Source organism: Lacticaseibacillus sp. 30 (assembly GCF_053819265.1).
Map to the genome: position 1 here is coordinate 1 of NZ_JBSOQX010000018.1, position 15,269 is coordinate 15,269.

The 15,269-nt window shown below is 45.2% G+C and carries 12 protein-coding genes and 1 riboswitch; of the genes, 5 read left to right on the forward strand and 7 right to left on the reverse strand.

The window, feature by feature from the left end:
- Positions 1 to 309: 309 nt before the first annotated feature.
- Complete coding sequence (gene serS / locus ACWPAB_RS11300; protein ID WP_003579820.1) at positions 310 to 1,593, reverse strand: serine--tRNA ligase; 1,284 nt, start codon at positions 1,591 to 1,593, stop codon at positions 310 to 312.
- A gap of 371 nt (positions 1,594 to 1,964) precedes the next feature.
- A complete protein-coding gene (locus ACWPAB_RS11305; RefSeq protein ID WP_003579823.1) occupies positions 1,965 to 3,542 on the reverse strand; it encodes a helix-turn-helix domain-containing protein in 1,578 nt (525 codons plus the stop codon).
- Between the two features lie 260 nt (positions 3,543 to 3,802).
- Here ACWPAB_RS11305 and ACWPAB_RS11310 point away from each other — a divergent pair, with 260 nt between their 5' ends.
- Complete coding sequence (locus tag ACWPAB_RS11310) at positions 3,803 to 5,332, forward strand: helix-turn-helix domain-containing protein (RefSeq protein WP_003566131.1); 1,530 nt, start codon at positions 3,803 to 3,805, stop codon at positions 5,330 to 5,332.
- Positions 5,333 to 5,395: 63 nt separating this feature from the next.
- Here the strand turns inward: ACWPAB_RS11310 and ACWPAB_RS11315 are convergent, their stop codons facing one another.
- From ACWPAB_RS11315 to ACWPAB_RS11335, 5 genes are all read right to left on the reverse strand, one after another.
- Positions 5,396 to 6,850 carry an amino acid permease gene (locus ACWPAB_RS11315; protein ID WP_003573317.1) on the reverse strand — a complete coding sequence of 485 codons (1,455 nt, stop codon included), beginning with the start codon at positions 6,848 to 6,850 and terminating at the stop codon, positions 5,396 to 5,398.
- A gap of 634 nt (positions 6,851 to 7,484) precedes the next feature.
- Positions 7,485 to 7,660: riboswitch (Lysine riboswitch) on the reverse strand.
- A gap of 59 nt (positions 7,661 to 7,719) precedes the next feature.
- Positions 7,720 to 8,430, reverse strand: a complete 711-nt coding sequence (gene budA / locus ACWPAB_RS11320) for an acetolactate decarboxylase (RefSeq protein ID WP_003566135.1) — start codon at positions 8,428 to 8,430, stop codon at positions 7,720 to 7,722.
- Between the two features lie 58 nt (positions 8,431 to 8,488).
- Positions 8,489 to 10,165, reverse strand: coding sequence for an acetolactate synthase AlsS (gene alsS / locus ACWPAB_RS11325; RefSeq protein ID WP_003570709.1), 1,677 nt, complete (start codon positions 10,163 to 10,165; stop codon positions 8,489 to 8,491).
- Positions 10,166 to 10,476: 311 nt separating this feature from the next.
- The gene (locus ACWPAB_RS11330; protein ID WP_003566139.1) at positions 10,477 to 11,028 is read right to left on the reverse strand and encodes a hypothetical protein; all 552 of its coding nucleotides are present in this window, start codon (positions 11,026 to 11,028) and stop codon (positions 10,477 to 10,479) included.
- Between the two features lie 119 nt (positions 11,029 to 11,147).
- Positions 11,148 to 11,672 (reverse strand): GNAT family N-acetyltransferase, encoded by a 525-nt coding sequence (locus ACWPAB_RS11335; protein WP_003573293.1) that lies wholly within the window; start codon positions 11,670 to 11,672, stop codon positions 11,148 to 11,150.
- Positions 11,673 to 12,274: 602 nt separating this feature from the next.
- On the opposite strand from ACWPAB_RS11335, the gene ACWPAB_RS11340 reads away from it, so the two are divergent.
- The 4 genes from ACWPAB_RS11340 to ACWPAB_RS11355 all read left to right on the forward strand — a co-directional run bounded on the left by ACWPAB_RS11340 (position 12,275) and on the right by ACWPAB_RS11355 (position 15,229).
- The gene (locus tag ACWPAB_RS11340; RefSeq protein ID WP_003579826.1) at positions 12,275 to 13,309 is read left to right on the forward strand and encodes a DUF916 domain-containing protein; all 1,035 of its coding nucleotides are present in this window, start codon (positions 12,275 to 12,277) and stop codon (positions 13,307 to 13,309) included.
- Between the two features lie 297 nt (positions 13,310 to 13,606).
- Entirely contained in the window at positions 13,607 to 14,182 is a 576-nt protein-coding gene (locus ACWPAB_RS11345; protein ID WP_003566145.1) for a hypothetical protein, read from the forward strand.
- Between the two features lie 62 nt (positions 14,183 to 14,244).
- Complete coding sequence (gene rpmG / locus ACWPAB_RS11350; protein ID WP_003566154.1) at positions 14,245 to 14,394, forward strand: 50S ribosomal protein L33; 150 nt, start codon at positions 14,245 to 14,247, stop codon at positions 14,392 to 14,394.
- Between the two features lie 217 nt (positions 14,395 to 14,611).
- Entirely contained in the window at positions 14,612 to 15,229 is a 618-nt protein-coding gene (locus ACWPAB_RS11355) for a superoxide dismutase (RefSeq protein ID WP_003579831.1), read from the forward strand.
- Positions 15,230 to 15,269 lie beyond the last annotated feature (40 nt).

A 15,269-nucleotide genomic window follows, 5' to 3' on the forward strand; every position in this document is an offset into this window, starting at 1 on the left:
GAAGTACCAAGGACCCTGCACATTTAAACGAAACTTTGTTCAGTTTTCAAAGGACGACCTTGTCAAAAGACAACTTTCATATATTATCACTAGCTGTTGAAATATGTCAACAACTTTTTGAATAAACATGCAACCGATATGAATCTCGGAATCGGTTATGAATTTGACAACGGAGAATATATTATCAACTTTACGAACCCGCGTCAACACTTTTTAAATGAGGTTTTGCTAAGAATTTAAAGTCCGAACGTTTGCATTAAAAAAGCAGTGAATCATTTGCGATTCACTGCATAAAGATGCATGAAACAATTAATCTTCCTTGGTGATTGCGGTTTGTCCTTGCATGTATGGTACAAGCACATCAGGAATTTTCACAGAACCATCAGCTTGCTGATAATTTTCCAAAATAGAAGCCACTGTTCTCCCTACAGCAAGCCCTGAGCCATTGAGCGTGTGGACAAACTGCAATTTGCCGTCGTCATCACGATAGCGAATTTGTGCACGACGCGCCTGAAAATCAGTGCAATTGCTGCAACTTGAGATCTCACGATAGCGATCTTGCGCTGGCATCCAGACTTCCAGATCATTCGTCTTCGCACTGGTGAAGCTAGCGTCATTACTTGCCAGCGTGATGACATGATAAGGCAATCCGAGCTTTTGCAAAAGATCTTCGGCATCGTGAATCAAGTTTTGAAGTTCTTTCCAAGAATCTTCAGGCTTGCAGAACTTGACCATTTCGACCTTATTAAACTGATGCATCCGGATCAAGCCGCGAGTATCGCGACCGGCACTGCCAGCTTCAGAACGAAAAGCCGGTGTAAGTGCGGTGAAATTAACTGGAAGTTTTTCAGCATCAATAATGTCATTCCGATAATAGTTGACCAAAGGCACTTCTGCTGTTGGAATCAGAGTCAGTGGTTCACCATCATTCGTGATCGTATAGGTCGCATCAGTGAACTTTGGAAATTGACCAGTACCGAACATAGAATCATTGTTAACGAGGTATGGGGGAATGATTTCTTCATACCCTTCTTTTTGGTGCTCATCCAAGAAGAAGTTATAGACGGCGCGTTCAAGACGTGCACCAGCGCCCTTATAGTAAACAAATCTGCTACCGGCAACCTTTGCCGCGCGTTCAAAATCCAGAATGCCTAATTTTTCACCAATATCCCAGTGATGCTTTGGTTCAAAATCAAACGTTGGTATGTTTCCCCATTTGTATTCTTCACGGGAATCGTCTTCATTTAACGACATTGGCACGCCATCAGCCGGAAAGTTTGGCAATCGGACGAGAATGTAGGTTACTTTTTCATTCAGCTGGGCGAGTTCTTTGTCTAAAGCCGCAATCTTTTGGCCTACTTCCCGCATGGCCTTGATTTGATCGTCAGCATTTTCCTTGTTACGTTTCATAACCGCAATTTGGCCTGAAACATCATTGCGCTTGGCTTTAAGCTCTTCAGTTTGAACGGTCACCTGACGCCGGCGCGTATCCAAAGCTAATAATTCATCAATCTCTTCACCTTTAATCGCACGTGCAGCTAACTTTTCCTTGGCCCATTCCGGTTTTTGCCGGATCAGTTTTAGATCTAACATGGTTTGTCCTCCTCATATGGTCATGATGCGTCTGAAATCTCAGTGCACACAAAAAGCCTTCCATCTCGTTGGGACGAAAGGCCATTCCGCGGTGCCACCCAAGTTTGACGCCTATGCGCCACCCTCAATAACTGATAACGGTCAGTGGCCGTGCAGTTCATCACTACCCACTAAGGCGCTGGAATATGGATGGCTGACAGCTTTCACCAACCGCTGTCTCTCTTGATCATCCAATAGACGCTTCAGACGTGTTTGCTATTCATTCTTAAAATTACCGCATTTAGCACTGATTAACAAGCGCCTACACTGTTTTTATTCAAAAATAATGGGAGCCAGTCCTCTTGGCCCAAATGCAAGCAGCTATTTGTCTTTTAATAAATGAACCGGGCATCTTCTAAAACTTTTTTATCCCAAAGTTCACGGAGTAAGGCATACAGTTGGCCGTAATGGTCATTGCTAACATTGATATGCCATGGGAATATCTGTGCCTTGCCGGCTACTTTTTTGACTGGCTCAACCGAAGTCGTGATGACCAAATCGGCATCTTTCAGATTAGCATTGGGCGACGCTAATTCGACAAATGGGATAGCGTGCAAAAACGCTAGCAAGTCAATATAGCCCGTAATCGTTTGTTCAACAACTGGCGCAACCACAATTTTCTTTGGCGGCTGAAATTGGATGAGTAGTTGGTGCAAGTTGCGATACAGCGCTTCGGCCAAAACATCAATGTACCCGTCAAACGATTCGAGATGTTCTTCATCCACTACTTTTTCAAGCGTGGCTTTGATCTGAGCATAGAAAGCCGGATCATCTTTGGTCTGCTGCATGTTGGAACTGAACTCAGCGAGTAAAGTTGTTGTGAAGTCTTTTTTGAACACCAACACGCTGACGGTGACACTCAGCATATTGGCTAACAACAGATTATACGTCTCTTCTGGCAAGTGCAGATGTAGCTTAAAGTTATATGGGAAACACGCAAAGAAGGCTTGAATCAACTGATAAATTTCGGGATTATAGCGGTTGTACCGTTCGATCACACGTCGCTCAAGCGGGCCATCACTGACAATATACAGCGGCGCAAAATTAAACAGAAAATAGAGCGCATCGCTTTCCCCTTGTTGCTGCTGCTCAGATAAGCCATCTAAAACTGGATGTCCGTCAGTCAGCGCTTCAGCAATTGGTGAAAACAGATTTGGCATTGGATACCGTAAAATCTGTGAATCCGGATCATGCGTCAACACCTGCCCTGTCAAAATGCGTTGATGTGCCACCGCAATGTAATAGAGCAACAATTCACGTGTCACGACATTCACATCGCCGCCCTTAAAGGCTTTAAGAACGGCATCAAGAATTTCGCTGGCACGCTCATGCGTCATATTTTCAAATGGCCAATCCGCGCCATTCGTTGCTAACCAATATGTTAACCCCAAAAAAATTCGGATATTTAATTCTGACCCAATAAACGACAATGTCTCATATGAAAATTGAACCCCACAGGTTTTGGCGTAACCGCGAATAGGTTTCAGATGTCGCAAAATGGTGGCTTTGGAACTATCGGACGCCATTAAAAAGTCATCAAAGTTTTGATAGCGCTTATATAAAACTGCGTCCAAAAAACGATATGGGTTCGACTTTTTCACCAGATCATAGCGAAATTCATCAATTGGAATGGCAAACAACATTTTAGTGGACGCATGCTTGCGACCCAGTATCTCCTCCAGAGAGTTAACCAACCCAGTGTAGGTATTATAGACACTCCCATAGTTACGATTAGTAATCGCCGCAATTTGTTTTAAATTCACATCGCCGACAACCGAATAATGTGCGTGATCACCAGCCAACTGCGTTCTCACCGGCGTCTGCGCAATTCGTGCCGAGATAATGGCGTGAAACAAATTGAGCTTTTCAGCGTCGGACATCGACAAAAAGATGTCGTGATTGGCTTCCATGGACTCCCCACCCCTAAAATACGATTTTGTGTCTTTTATTATACGTCATACTTTGTCAAGACGCAGGTATTCACCCCTGTTACGAGTACAAGTCGGGTCTAAAAACTATACCAAATTGTTATTGTTCATTTACTCGGCTTTAGAAAATAGCGGGTTTCCCTAAAGTTCAATGTTTCACTAACAAACTGTCATCATTTTTACTTTTTTTGTTATAATTGACGTAGGTAGGGGTGAATTGCTTTTAGATAAGGGGGTGTACCATGCTGTATGAACAAACTTTTTTAGATCGCGCTGATCTGCAGAAGTTCCAAATGTTCGCAGCGATCAAAGATACCAATGTGCAAACATACACGATCAATACCCTCAGTCAGCACCTAGACCTTTCCTATCAGCAAGGGTATAACATCCTGCAGGAACTTTTCCGCGACTTGACAGTTTTAACAAAACATCCAGAAAAAATGAAACGGAAACAAATCAGTCTTCTGGTCGATATCGATATTACAGTGGACGATTATCATCTGTATTTGTTGCAGCACGCTATCGCGTTCCAATTTGTCGATTACATTGTGCAAGCTAATCACCCGTCCACAGACAAGTTCTGTCGTGCCCATTATATCAGCCGTTCCACGTTGGTTCGCAAGACGTCTGCTCTCCGTAATCTTCTTAAACGATATCAGCTTAAGTTGTCCTTTAGCGACTTAGGCTTTGCCGGTCAGGAAAGCCGCATCAGATTGTTCTTGTTCGCCTTCTATTGGATTGGCTACCACGGCGTCGATTGGCCATTCAAAGTTTTAGATGAACAAAAAATTGTTCAGGAATACACCGCCTTACCCAGTGCCAAAAAGAATCCAGTCGATATTCTTGAAGAAGTATTGTTTTGGGCCATCAGCCGCGTACGCATAAGTGGCAACCATTTCGTTGACGGCGCAGCGCCATTTGACAAAATTTTCGATGAGTATTCACCTTTTCAATATCCGGTTTACACGAAAGAAATGTTTCCTGCTTACGACACACGGTTTATGAAAAGCGAAAACGACTTCTTCTACTTTCAGCAAAATCGCACCATTACATTTTTACCAACTGACGCCACGAGTGATGCTTTTATCCGCTACCTAAGTGACAAAAAAACCGTGACGACAGATTTCACTAAGCGACTCTTGGCTTTTTTGAATGCTCATGTTCGACCTGACAGTGATTTCGATGTTTATCACGAACACGAGCTAGTTCTGAATCTAGCTCGGATCGCGTTGAACAATGAGTTTCTGGGCGGCGATTTCATGCACATCGTGGATTACTATCAACCTGAAGGGCTGCCATACACAGAGACTAAGCTGTACCATACCTTGCAAACGTTCATCGCTGGTTTGCCAGACACCCCTGCCTACCGTCGTTTTCTTGGTAAAAATGCAGGATTTTTGCGCATTATTCATTATCTTTTGGCTCCTTATTTGCGATACTTCTCAGAAACACCAGTTGTGCAAGTGAAGCTGGTTTACCTAGGACATGATCTCCTCAATCGCCGTTTGGTAAACTTTCTGGACGATCTTAGTGTCGTTGATTTGTTGCCAGATGATGCGCCTTGTCAGGAAGCTGACTTGGTGATTACCAGTGTCGACAATGAAGCCGCCATTAGAGCAGCAGCACCATCGGATTTCAAAGGCGAGGTTGCCACTTGGATTATTGATGATGACGACAGTGCTATTTTCCAACTTTATATGTTGATTCGCCGCCTTTATCTCGGCAAAACAGCTTCAGCACGCTCATCAGAAACTGGTACTTTTAAGTGGTGATAGCATCACCTAAAAAGGCAGTTCCCACTCAGTTCAATGTGTGGAAACTGCCTTTTTGCATCGTTAATTTCGGTGATCTCGGTGAGCGGACAGATCAACTTGGTCTAACGGAATCATTTTTGTCCGATGCTTCACTTTGTACCAGACGAATAAGACAATAAAAAGCGGGATTGACATGTAGGAAACCAGTAATCGACCCCAGGCAAAATTTTGAACTGCCTGCAAATCCTGACCAACGATGACAATGAGACTCATAATAATCGCCAGAATTGGGCCAACCGGAAACCATTTTGCATGATACTTGAGTTCACTCAGATCGTGTCCTTGCTTCACGAAAGCGCGCCGAAAGCGAAAATGTGAGACAGCAATGCCTAACCATGCAAGAAATCCAGTCAGACCAGAAGCTGCAACCAGTAGTTGATAGACATGCGGTCCCATAATGCTGGTTAAAAAGGTGAAAGCACCAACCAAGGTTGTTAACAGCAGTGCTGCAACTGGAATCCCCCGGTTATTCGTTTTCTGGAAAACGCGCGGCGCAAAACCGGAACCACCCATTGCCCACAACATGCGGGTCGAGGCATACATCCCTGAGTTAGCCGAGGACAAAACCGATGTCAAGATGACCGCGTTCATGACGCTGGCCGCTCCTGCTAACCCAATGCGATCAAATACCAAAGTGAATGGCGAAATCGCAACTTGATCGACACTCGCACCTAATAAATTCGGGCTGGTATAGGGAATGATGGCAGCAATGATCGCAATAGATAAAATATAAAAGAGCAAAATTCGCCAAAACACCTGTTTAATCGCTTTAGGAATACTCGTTTCCGGCGTGGCACTTTCTCCCGCGGTAATGCCAATCAGTTCAGTCCCTTGAAAAGAAAAACCAGCAACGACGAAAACGGCTAGGGTAGCTGGCAAACCACCAACAAATGGCGCCGCTCCGGTTGTGTAATTTTTCAAACCAATCGGTCCATTGCCGCCCATGATCCCAACGATGGTCAATAGACCAACAACAAGAAAGACCAGCACTGTGACAATTTTGACTAATGAAAGCCAATACTCAGTTTCACCAAAGGACTTAACAGAAATAATGTTGATGACAAAAATCAACGCTAAGAACCCCATTGAAATCAGCCATCCAGGCACATCTGGCAGCCAAAAATGCATCACGATTGCGGTGGTGGACACATCAACGGCCACCGTGATTGCCCAATTGAACCAATAATTCCAACCAAGTGCGAACCCAAATGCCGGATCAACAAATCGGCTAGCATACTCGGAGAACGACCCCGAAACGGGAACATAGGTAGCCATTTCACCGAGACTGGTCATTAGGAAAAAGACCATCAACCCAATGCCGACATACGCAGCAATGGCCCCGCCTGGTCCAGCGGTGGCAATCGCACTCCCACTGGCAACAAAGAGACCAGTGCCGATGCTGCCGCCTAAGGCAATCATGGAGAGATGGCGAGTTTTGAGTTCACGTTTGACTTGATTTGATTCTGACTGTGCCAATAGTTTGCTCCTTTTGAAGTTTTTGATAGGTTGAGAATGCGAGGCTCGGGGAGCGAGGTTAGCTTTCTATAACGCGCGAACCAGCCCAGAAACCTGCGCATAAGGATCTTGGACGCAATGGTCAAAACCCGGCCGCCCGTTTAGATTTAAGGCATCTTCGACTGGCGGCCGTAACTGATACTGGGTTAGCTTTCTATAACGCGCTCGCAGTCGCAGAAACCTAGACATAAGGACGTCGGCCCTAACGGCTGGCCCGTTTAAATTCACAGCATTTTTCGACTGAGTGGCTCATAATCGGCTCTTGGTTAGCTTTCTATAACGCGCGAACCAGCCCAGAAACCTACACATAAGGACCTTGGACGCAATGGTCAAAACCCGGCCGCCCGTTTAGATTTAAGGCATCTTTCGACTGGCGGCCGTAACTGATACTGGGCTAGCTTTCTATAACGCGCTCGCAGTCGCAGAAACCTACACATAAGGACCTTGAACCTAAATGGCCAAAGCCCGGCCATTTAGGTTCAAGGCCACTTATGTTCCGGTTTCTAAGCGCTCCTGCTCGCGCTCACAAAAAAAGCCAACGGGCGAGAATCAACCCATCAGCTTATCATTTTTCTAACAATGACTAAACGTGATCCGATTCATTAGCGCCCCGCGATGTTCGCGACAGTCCAGCGGATGTTGTCCAACTGGCCCAATGTCGGATTTCTGAACAAATCCGGCATTTCGGCATCCGCCCCTTTTGCAACCGCGCATCTGGCGTTCAGGCCATTGCGGTTGGGATTCATGACAAATGCAACCTCTAATCGTTATTGGTTTACACGTTAACATGTTCGGCCTTCAACAGCAACTGCCTCTCACAAGGCTTTAACTCAATTCTCAGCCTTGCGAATATCGGCGACCAGTGTTGCCGTGTCAAATTTTTGCTTTAAAAAAGCATCGTTGGTTGTCGGCAGATGTAGCTGGAAGTCACTAAACTTTTGCAGAAACAATTCGCCACTGTCGAGTTCGAAGCCAAGAATATGGCCACCCATGTGATGATCAGCGTCAAGAAAATGCAAGTGGAACCCCGGTGACACCGCACCCGCATAGAGATCAGGCGAATAATACCCAATCAATGTACCCTTGATATTCTCAGCGTTGAATTCTTTTTGACCTGAAGCTGTTTCAGTAAGCGTTGGATACGGTGGCTGTTGTGGCAACACCGCGCGTGTATGCATCTGCGTAAACCGCCCCTCAACGCGTACTGCAGCAAAAAGATTGGCCGTTTGAAGGCGTTCCAAAACCGTTTTTTGAAAGCCTGACAAATCAAGTCCTTGTAGTTTGCCTACAGATTTATCAGCTTGATAATGCACGTTTGCAAACGGTACTTCTTCTTCTGACCCGACTTCGCGAACAGCGCCTTGTGCATTGACTTGATAAACTTTGCTATCAATGATCACAAGTTCGCCATCTAACCCCGTCAAAGTGCCAATACCAGTATTGCCATGCTGCAGCAGTTCTTCAATCTTTTGCGTACCAGCAAACAATCCGGGTACAAGCATTGCCAATGTGCCATGTTGATATAACCGATCAGTATTCACAGATGGTCTCCTCCTATTACGCGATCGCCAAGCGCAATGCTGACGAATGAACAAAAGCTTAGTAAATTTGGTCAGGAAGCATCGCCGCGCCAAGCTCCGCATTATCAGAATAATCAACTGGAATATCAACTAAAACTGGGCCTGGTGTAGCAAACGCCTCATCCAAAACCTGCCCTAATTCACTTGGTTTATTGACCCGCAGTCCCTTTGCTCCAAATGCTTCTGCATACTTCACAAAGTCAACCGGACCAAAGTCAACGCCAGCTGCACGACCGTACTTCATTTCCTCTTGAAATTTTACCATATCATAATGGCCATCATTCCAAATAATATGCACTAAGTCTGCATGCAAGCGCACTGCTGTTTCTAATTCCTGTCCGGAAAAGAGAAAGCCGCCATCACCAGAAACTGAGACAGCCTTTTTTCCTGGGCGAACCAACGTTGCAGCAATCGCCCATGGTAAGGCGACACCGAGCGTTTGCATCCCATTGGAAAACAGCAAATGTCGTGGTTCATAACTTCTGAAGTGCCGGGCCATCCAAATATAATGACTCCCAACGTCAACAGCAACGGTCATTTCATCCGTGACCCGCTCCTGTAAGGCAGCAACAATGCTGAGCGGATGAAGCACTTTTTGATCAGCAATTGCCGGTGGTACATCGCTATCCTGCAGTTTTGCCTGAAGGTCTTCTAAATAACGCTTGCTGCCAGGTGCAACTTGGTAGCCACGTAACAATGGCACCAAAATATCTAACGTTTGCGAAATATCACCAATGAGTTCAGTTTCCGGCTGGAAGTTATGATCAATCTCAGCTGGAACATCATCAATGACAATGATGCGCGCCTTGCCATCCGCATTCCAGTTACGTGGTTCATATTCAACGGGATCGTACCCAATAGCAATGACCAAATCACTATGTTGTAACAACATGTCACCTGGTTGATTGCGGAACAGGCCAACCCGGCCGAAAAAGTTGTCAATCTGACGGTGAGAAATGATGCCAGCACCTTGGAAAGTTTCCACAACAGGTAGTTCCGTTACTGAAAGTAATTCGCGAATCTCTGCTGTTACATCACTTGACGATGCCCGCATTCCTAACAACAACACTGGCAATGACGCTTCCTTGATGGCGTGCGCCAGATACGTCATATCACTGGGGCTAGCCGGTCCAAGTTTTGGTGCGACCAGTGGTTTTATCGGTTCCGAGTTGACTGGCGAATCTGTGACATCTTGCGGAATAGAAACAAAACTTGCACCTTGCTTGCCAGATTCAGCCGCTTGATACGCGTTCGCAATTATTTCACTCACGTTATCGGGGTCCTGAACTTCAGCCGCATATTTGGTGATCGGGGCAAAAAGATCGGCGTTACGCATGCTTTGATGAGAACTTCGCAGCAAATCAGCGCGTTTGACCTGACCGGATAAAGCCAAAACCGGATCACCTTCAGCCGTTGCGGTTACCAAGCCGGTTGCCAAGTTTGATGCTCCCGGTCCTGAAGTTGTCAGGACAACCCCTGGTTTGCCGGTCAAACGGCCGATGCCAGCGGCCATAAACGCCGCATTTTGTTCATGTCGCGCAACGATTAGCTGCGGACTCTTTTCTGATTTAGGATGCTCCAGACTTTCAAAAACCCGATCAATTTTGGCTCCAGGAATCCCAAAAACATAGTCAATGCCGTGATTCGTTAAACTTTCGACGATCAAATCCGCGCCATAGCGCTTCTCTTCTGCCATTTTGCCACTTCCTCCTGATTGATGTGTTTCATATTACGCTTATTGTGTTTCGATTCAACCCTATTTTTATTGAAAAACAGCAATTAAACAGCAAGTTACTGTTACATTATTTCCATATATCTGTTTCATTCCATTGACAATGCGGCGTACTTTTCTTACGAATGGTTTGCTAACGCCATCATGCCACAAAAGTTGATCACGACCCAATAGTTTGCCTAGTCTTCACTGAGCCGCAACACATTTAGTTAAAAAAAACACCGCCTCTAAAAGACGATGTTCATTAAATACACTGCATAAGCTGGATAAACAGATCATTGCATCTTACGACTGATTTTGCCAATACCAGTCTGCGGATCAGTCAGTTTAATTGTAAAACCAAATTTAGTGAAAATATGCCGCAGCTTTGTCAAATTAACCTTGTCAAACGAACTAATCGTACCGTCGACTTGGGCAATGTCAGCTTTCGTTGCCAAATTAATGAAAGCTTTCAAAGCAAGCTGGGCCAAGCCCATATTTTCAAAATCGTAGAAAGCGAGCCGGCTCTCCGACCCAAGGGTCTCCAAGACAGTGATGTGCATGCCGTTATCCCAACGATTGGTTTCAAACAAAAGTTGTGACTGATAATCCGCTTTGGAATGGCCATATTTATCAACATTTTCAAAAGGCGTATAAACGTAAATTGAATTTGTTTTTTGCTTTTGCTCATCGAATTTAAAATCAGTAAACACAATATATTGGCTTACCTTTTTTTGGGCTGCGTCCTGCGGTTGATTCATGCTAGACAGCACGGTTAGCCGCGGATCTGCCTCGATCGCTGCAAGCCGCTTGTTATACGCTTGCTGATACTCTGTTTGCACAGTCATCTTGAAACCTCCAGACTATTACTCGTTTTCATTATAACATTTTTCAAACCGATGCCTATCTAAAAGAGAAAAACCGGGATGAATTCACCCGGCTTTCATAAAATAGCTATAGTAATTTCTCATTTTTCAAACTGATTGGGGAGTAATCGGTAGTATCGCTCATTGCGCGGTTGATCAGGTGTCAACCCACGAGGGAGCGGCACTTCGAACTGAAAATCAAAGCCGAGACGCTGTAACAAGTTGATGGAAGCGATATTTTCTGGAAAGACACCTGCCCAGACGGCTTGAATGCCGTTATGAAATTGATCATCGATCACCAGTCGCAAGCCTTCGGTCATGAAACCACGATGCCAAAACTGGGGATGCAGGATATAGCCGATTTCCCGCGTCATATCATCCCCGGTCAACGGCGATAAATCACGCGGATAGACGCCGATGTTGCCGACAACATGCTGCCGATACACCAATGCCAAATCCTGCTTTTCACGGGCAAATCGTCGAATGTGTTCTAAGGCGGCTGCTTGCGACTTTAAGGGGGTCATGCCGGCTGGTAATGTGGCTTGTTTTAAATGTGCATAGGCGAAATAATCCTCAACGTCAGTCAATTCAAATGGCCGGACAGCGACTCGCGATCCTTTCAGCATCAGCAGCTCCTTTCAGACTAACGGTCTCATGAATTGGAAAGATTTTTCTACTTTGTGAGATCGTCGCAGCTTTTTTTTGGTTTCTTCGCCATATTTTAAAGTGACGAAACTATTTTTCTTTTCATATTATCGAGTATTCACAACCAGATAACAAGCCCTAGCCCCTTTCATGATGTGTCCATCACAAGCTTCCAACGCTTTGTTTATTGAAATAATCGGTAAAATAAAGTTGTTATCTGGTAACTGTCCGTTATCACCGACTATATTGAATGCAGTTTAAGCTAGTGACCAACACTTGGACTGAGATTTTTTATAAGAGAGGAGGACGCACCGACCAGAAATGAAACGCACATATGTCAAGTTGATGAAACGACTTAAAACAATCGAATCCGAAAACTAGCGACCTTATTCATGCTTATATTTTCGCCAGATGTGGTGATCTTCATTAAAATGGCTGCACTGGTGTGTCGGTTCATCACGATCAACCTGAGCAATTCAACCTGCAGATAGTCACTGACAACTATCTGCTACATAAAAGTTGGATAAAAACATCCACCGATACCGCTTCGACGACGGTATTAGCGGTCTGTGGAGGGTTTATCATGAAAAGAATCGCTTTGTTTGCACTAATGGTGCTAGTCATCAGTCCATTTCTCATTGCAGCAGGGCAAAAGACTACGGCAACAACACCAGAGTTTGCTGTTACACCTGTGCTGCCTAGTAATCAAAAACAGGCAGACGCAGGCTATTTTGACTTGCAGGTCGATCCTGACCAACAAGAAAATTTGCAACTTCGAATCAGCAACCTATCTGATCAGGTGCAAACTTATACAATTGCCGTGAACCCTGCTTATACTACCGACAGCGGTGCCATCGCCTTTGATCGCGCTATGCCGCCTTTGAACCAAGATGCACGCCGTTTGAATACGCTCATTAGCGGGCCGGAAAAAGTCAGTGTACCAGCGAAAACAGAAAAATTGGTCACTTATATATTAAAAGCACCGAGCCAGCATTTTATTGGCGTTATTTCTGGCGGTTTCTATGTGTCTCCTGAAAATGACGCCAGCACCAACAAGTCGACAAGCGGCGTTAGCTTCACAAATCGCTTTGCTATCGGGATCACCACTATTTTGCGCCAAGATTTCAAAACGCCTAATCCGCCACAACTGGCAATGACAAAAGCAGGCATTGGTACGATTAACCACTATGCCGCCGTCCAAGCAACCATCAGCAATCCTTCTGGCAATCAGTTCGGTGACATCACGAGTGACTATGCCTTAAGCAAAACAGGAACAAAAAAGGCCTTGATAACCGGTCATTTTGTGGGGCAAGCCGTCGCTCCGCACTCGTTTTTCACCCAAAGCATCCTGCTCAATGACCGCAAACTCATGGCTGGTGACTATTCCCTCAAATGGACAGCTAAATCAGGCGACTTTTCTTGGACAAAAACACTTGCCTTTCACTATAGCGGTCATTTACCAAAAAACACCCTACAACCTGTTGTCAACAAACCAAAGACAAAAGCACCTGACAATCCACAACTGCCTTGGATCATTAGCGGTATCGCCATTGCGCTTCTCCTCATCTTGACCGGTACATGGGGCTGGAGCACTTGGCATCGGCGGCATAACCAGTAGAAAAACGTGCTGCCTGAGCGCGATTGGCTTATGATGAAGGGAGAGCGTGAACTGATGCGGTTAGAAACCGGAACATAAGTGGGCTGGGACGCGATGACTGCACTCTGGTCATTGTGGCCAAGGTCCTTATGAGGAGGTTTCTGCGCCAGTGATCGCGTTTAAAAAGAGCGTGAATTGGCGCGGTTAGAAACCGGCATATAAGTGGCCTCAAATGCAATGATGCGCCATGGTCATTGTGCTCGAGGTCCTTGTGAGACGGTTTAGGCGTCAGTGAGCACGTTTAAAGGAGGACTTCCCATGTCAAACAATCGCATGCTCGGAAATGAGTTTCAAACAGCATATGAAAGTGCTGGCGGAACGGATATTTTAAAATTTTTAGCGAATGTCAAGCAGGCATTCCAGTGCATTACGGATTTAACTGCACGAATCACTGGTATGCCAGATTCGGTTAAAAGTGAGTCTGTCTCTCAGTTATTAGTTCAACAATTGGATCAGACAACCTTCGCCGAAAGTGCCGTGCGTCAATGGGAAGACGATTTGCATCGCTTTGCTGCTTATCTCACACCACTAGAACCACCTATCGCAATTCTTGATAGTTGGGATACATTAAATGACTTTTTGGAAGCGAATCAAGCATTATTGAGCTCATTGCAAAACGTGCCTCTATTGACCCAAGAAACTCAAGAAGTCAAAACAACATCGCAGTTGTTCGTCTATCCAGCAGAACCCCTATTCCAAGTCGTTCAGGCCGACACTGGCGAAAGCGACTCAATTGATTTGGCCGGTTTGGCAGATGCTGATCCTGAAGGTGTCGCTGAAATTGCGCAGAATCACGGTGTTACACCTTTTGCAGCGTTTAATGCCCAGCCTTGATTTTAGGCTGTCAATCCTGTATGCTTGACAGGTTAAATTATGAAAAAGTGAGGTGCTAAAACATGCGGAATAACATCATCTTAGGCAACAATGAAACCGGCGAACGGATCTATTTGACTTCCAAGAACAAGCGGAATACACCTGATCGTTTGCAACTCAAGAAGTATTCACCGAAGCTGCGCAAGCGCGTGGTTTTCACCGAAGTTAAGTAATTATTCAATGACTTCATCAGTCTATATCGCCTCCTATCAGTGTTTATCATTGGTGGGACGCGATATTTTTTTGTCTTTTTACGACTGCTGATGAGCCACCACTGGCACAACATTATTGTTAACATGAGCAAGTTATTAGGCTGGCCATTCTTCAACATGCTAAAGTTACTTATAGTAAGTGTGTGACGCTGGCCTCAAACAAGAAAGGTTGATTCCTATGACATTTGTTTTGCCAGATTTACCTTTTGACTATGCAGCTCTTGAACCTTACATTGACGCAACAACGATGCACCTTCACCATGACAAGCATCATCAGACATACATTGATAAACTTAATGCCAGTTTAGATGGTGTCCCTCAGGCGGCCGGCAAATCCATTGAGCAACTATTGACAGGGCTTGATGTGCTGCCAGAAAGCGTGCGCGTTTCCGTCCGGAACAATGGCGGCGGACACTATAATCACTCATTGTTTTGGACGATGCTGAGTCCTGAAAGCACCATCAAACCGGACGGCCAATTATTAGCAGATCTTGAAAATACCTTCGATTCATTTGACAAGTTCAAAGCCGAATTCAGTCAAGCAGCTTTATCTGTTTTTGGATCAGGTTGGGCCTGGCTTGTCAAAGACAACGCGACCTTAAAAATTGTGACGACAGCAAATCAAGATTCACCAATCACGTATCATCAATACCCGCTGCTAGGCTTGGATGTCTGGGAGCACGCGTATTACTTGCATTATCAAAATCGCCGACCAGAATATGTGGACGCCTTCTTCAAGGTCATCAACTGGCAGACGGTTGAAAATCGCCTGATGCATCCTGATACAAATGCCTGACGACGTTTGGTCACTAACCTTAATAAAAGCCGAAGTGCAA

Excerpts from the sequence above, each read along its gene's own strand:
- ACWPAB_RS11340 (WP_003579826.1), top strand. The coding sequence starts at position 12,275 with ATGAAAAGAATCGCTTTGTTTGCACTAATGGTGCTAGTCATCAGTCCA.
- ACWPAB_RS11335 (WP_003573293.1), bottom strand. The coding sequence starts at position 11,672 with ATGCTGAAAGGATCGCGAGTCGCTGTCCGGCCATTTGAATTGACTGAC.
- serS (WP_003579820.1), bottom strand. The coding sequence starts at position 1,593 with ATGTTAGATCTAAAACTGATCCGGCAAAAACCGGAATGGGCCAAGGAA.
- ACWPAB_RS11345 (WP_003566145.1), top strand. The coding sequence starts at position 13,607 with ATGTCAAACAATCGCATGCTCGGAAATGAGTTTCAAACAGCATATGAA.
- ACWPAB_RS11305 (WP_003579823.1), bottom strand. The coding sequence starts at position 3,542 with ATGGAAGCCAATCACGACATCTTTTTGTCGATGTCCGACGCTGAAAAG.
- ACWPAB_RS11355 (WP_003579831.1), top strand. The coding sequence starts at position 14,612 with ATGACATTTGTTTTGCCAGATTTACCTTTTGACTATGCAGCTCTTGAA.
- ACWPAB_RS11310 (WP_003566131.1), top strand. The coding sequence starts at position 3,803 with ATGCTGTATGAACAAACTTTTTTAGATCGCGCTGATCTGCAGAAGTTC.
- rpmG (WP_003566154.1), top strand. The coding sequence starts at position 14,245 with ATGCGGAATAACATCATCTTAGGCAACAATGAAACCGGCGAACGGATC.
- alsS (WP_003570709.1), bottom strand. The coding sequence starts at position 10,165 with ATGGCAGAAGAGAAGCGCTATGGCGCGGATTTGATCGTCGAAAGTTTA.
- ACWPAB_RS11330 (WP_003566139.1), bottom strand. The coding sequence starts at position 11,028 with ATGACTGTGCAAACAGAGTATCAGCAAGCGTATAACAAGCGGCTTGCA.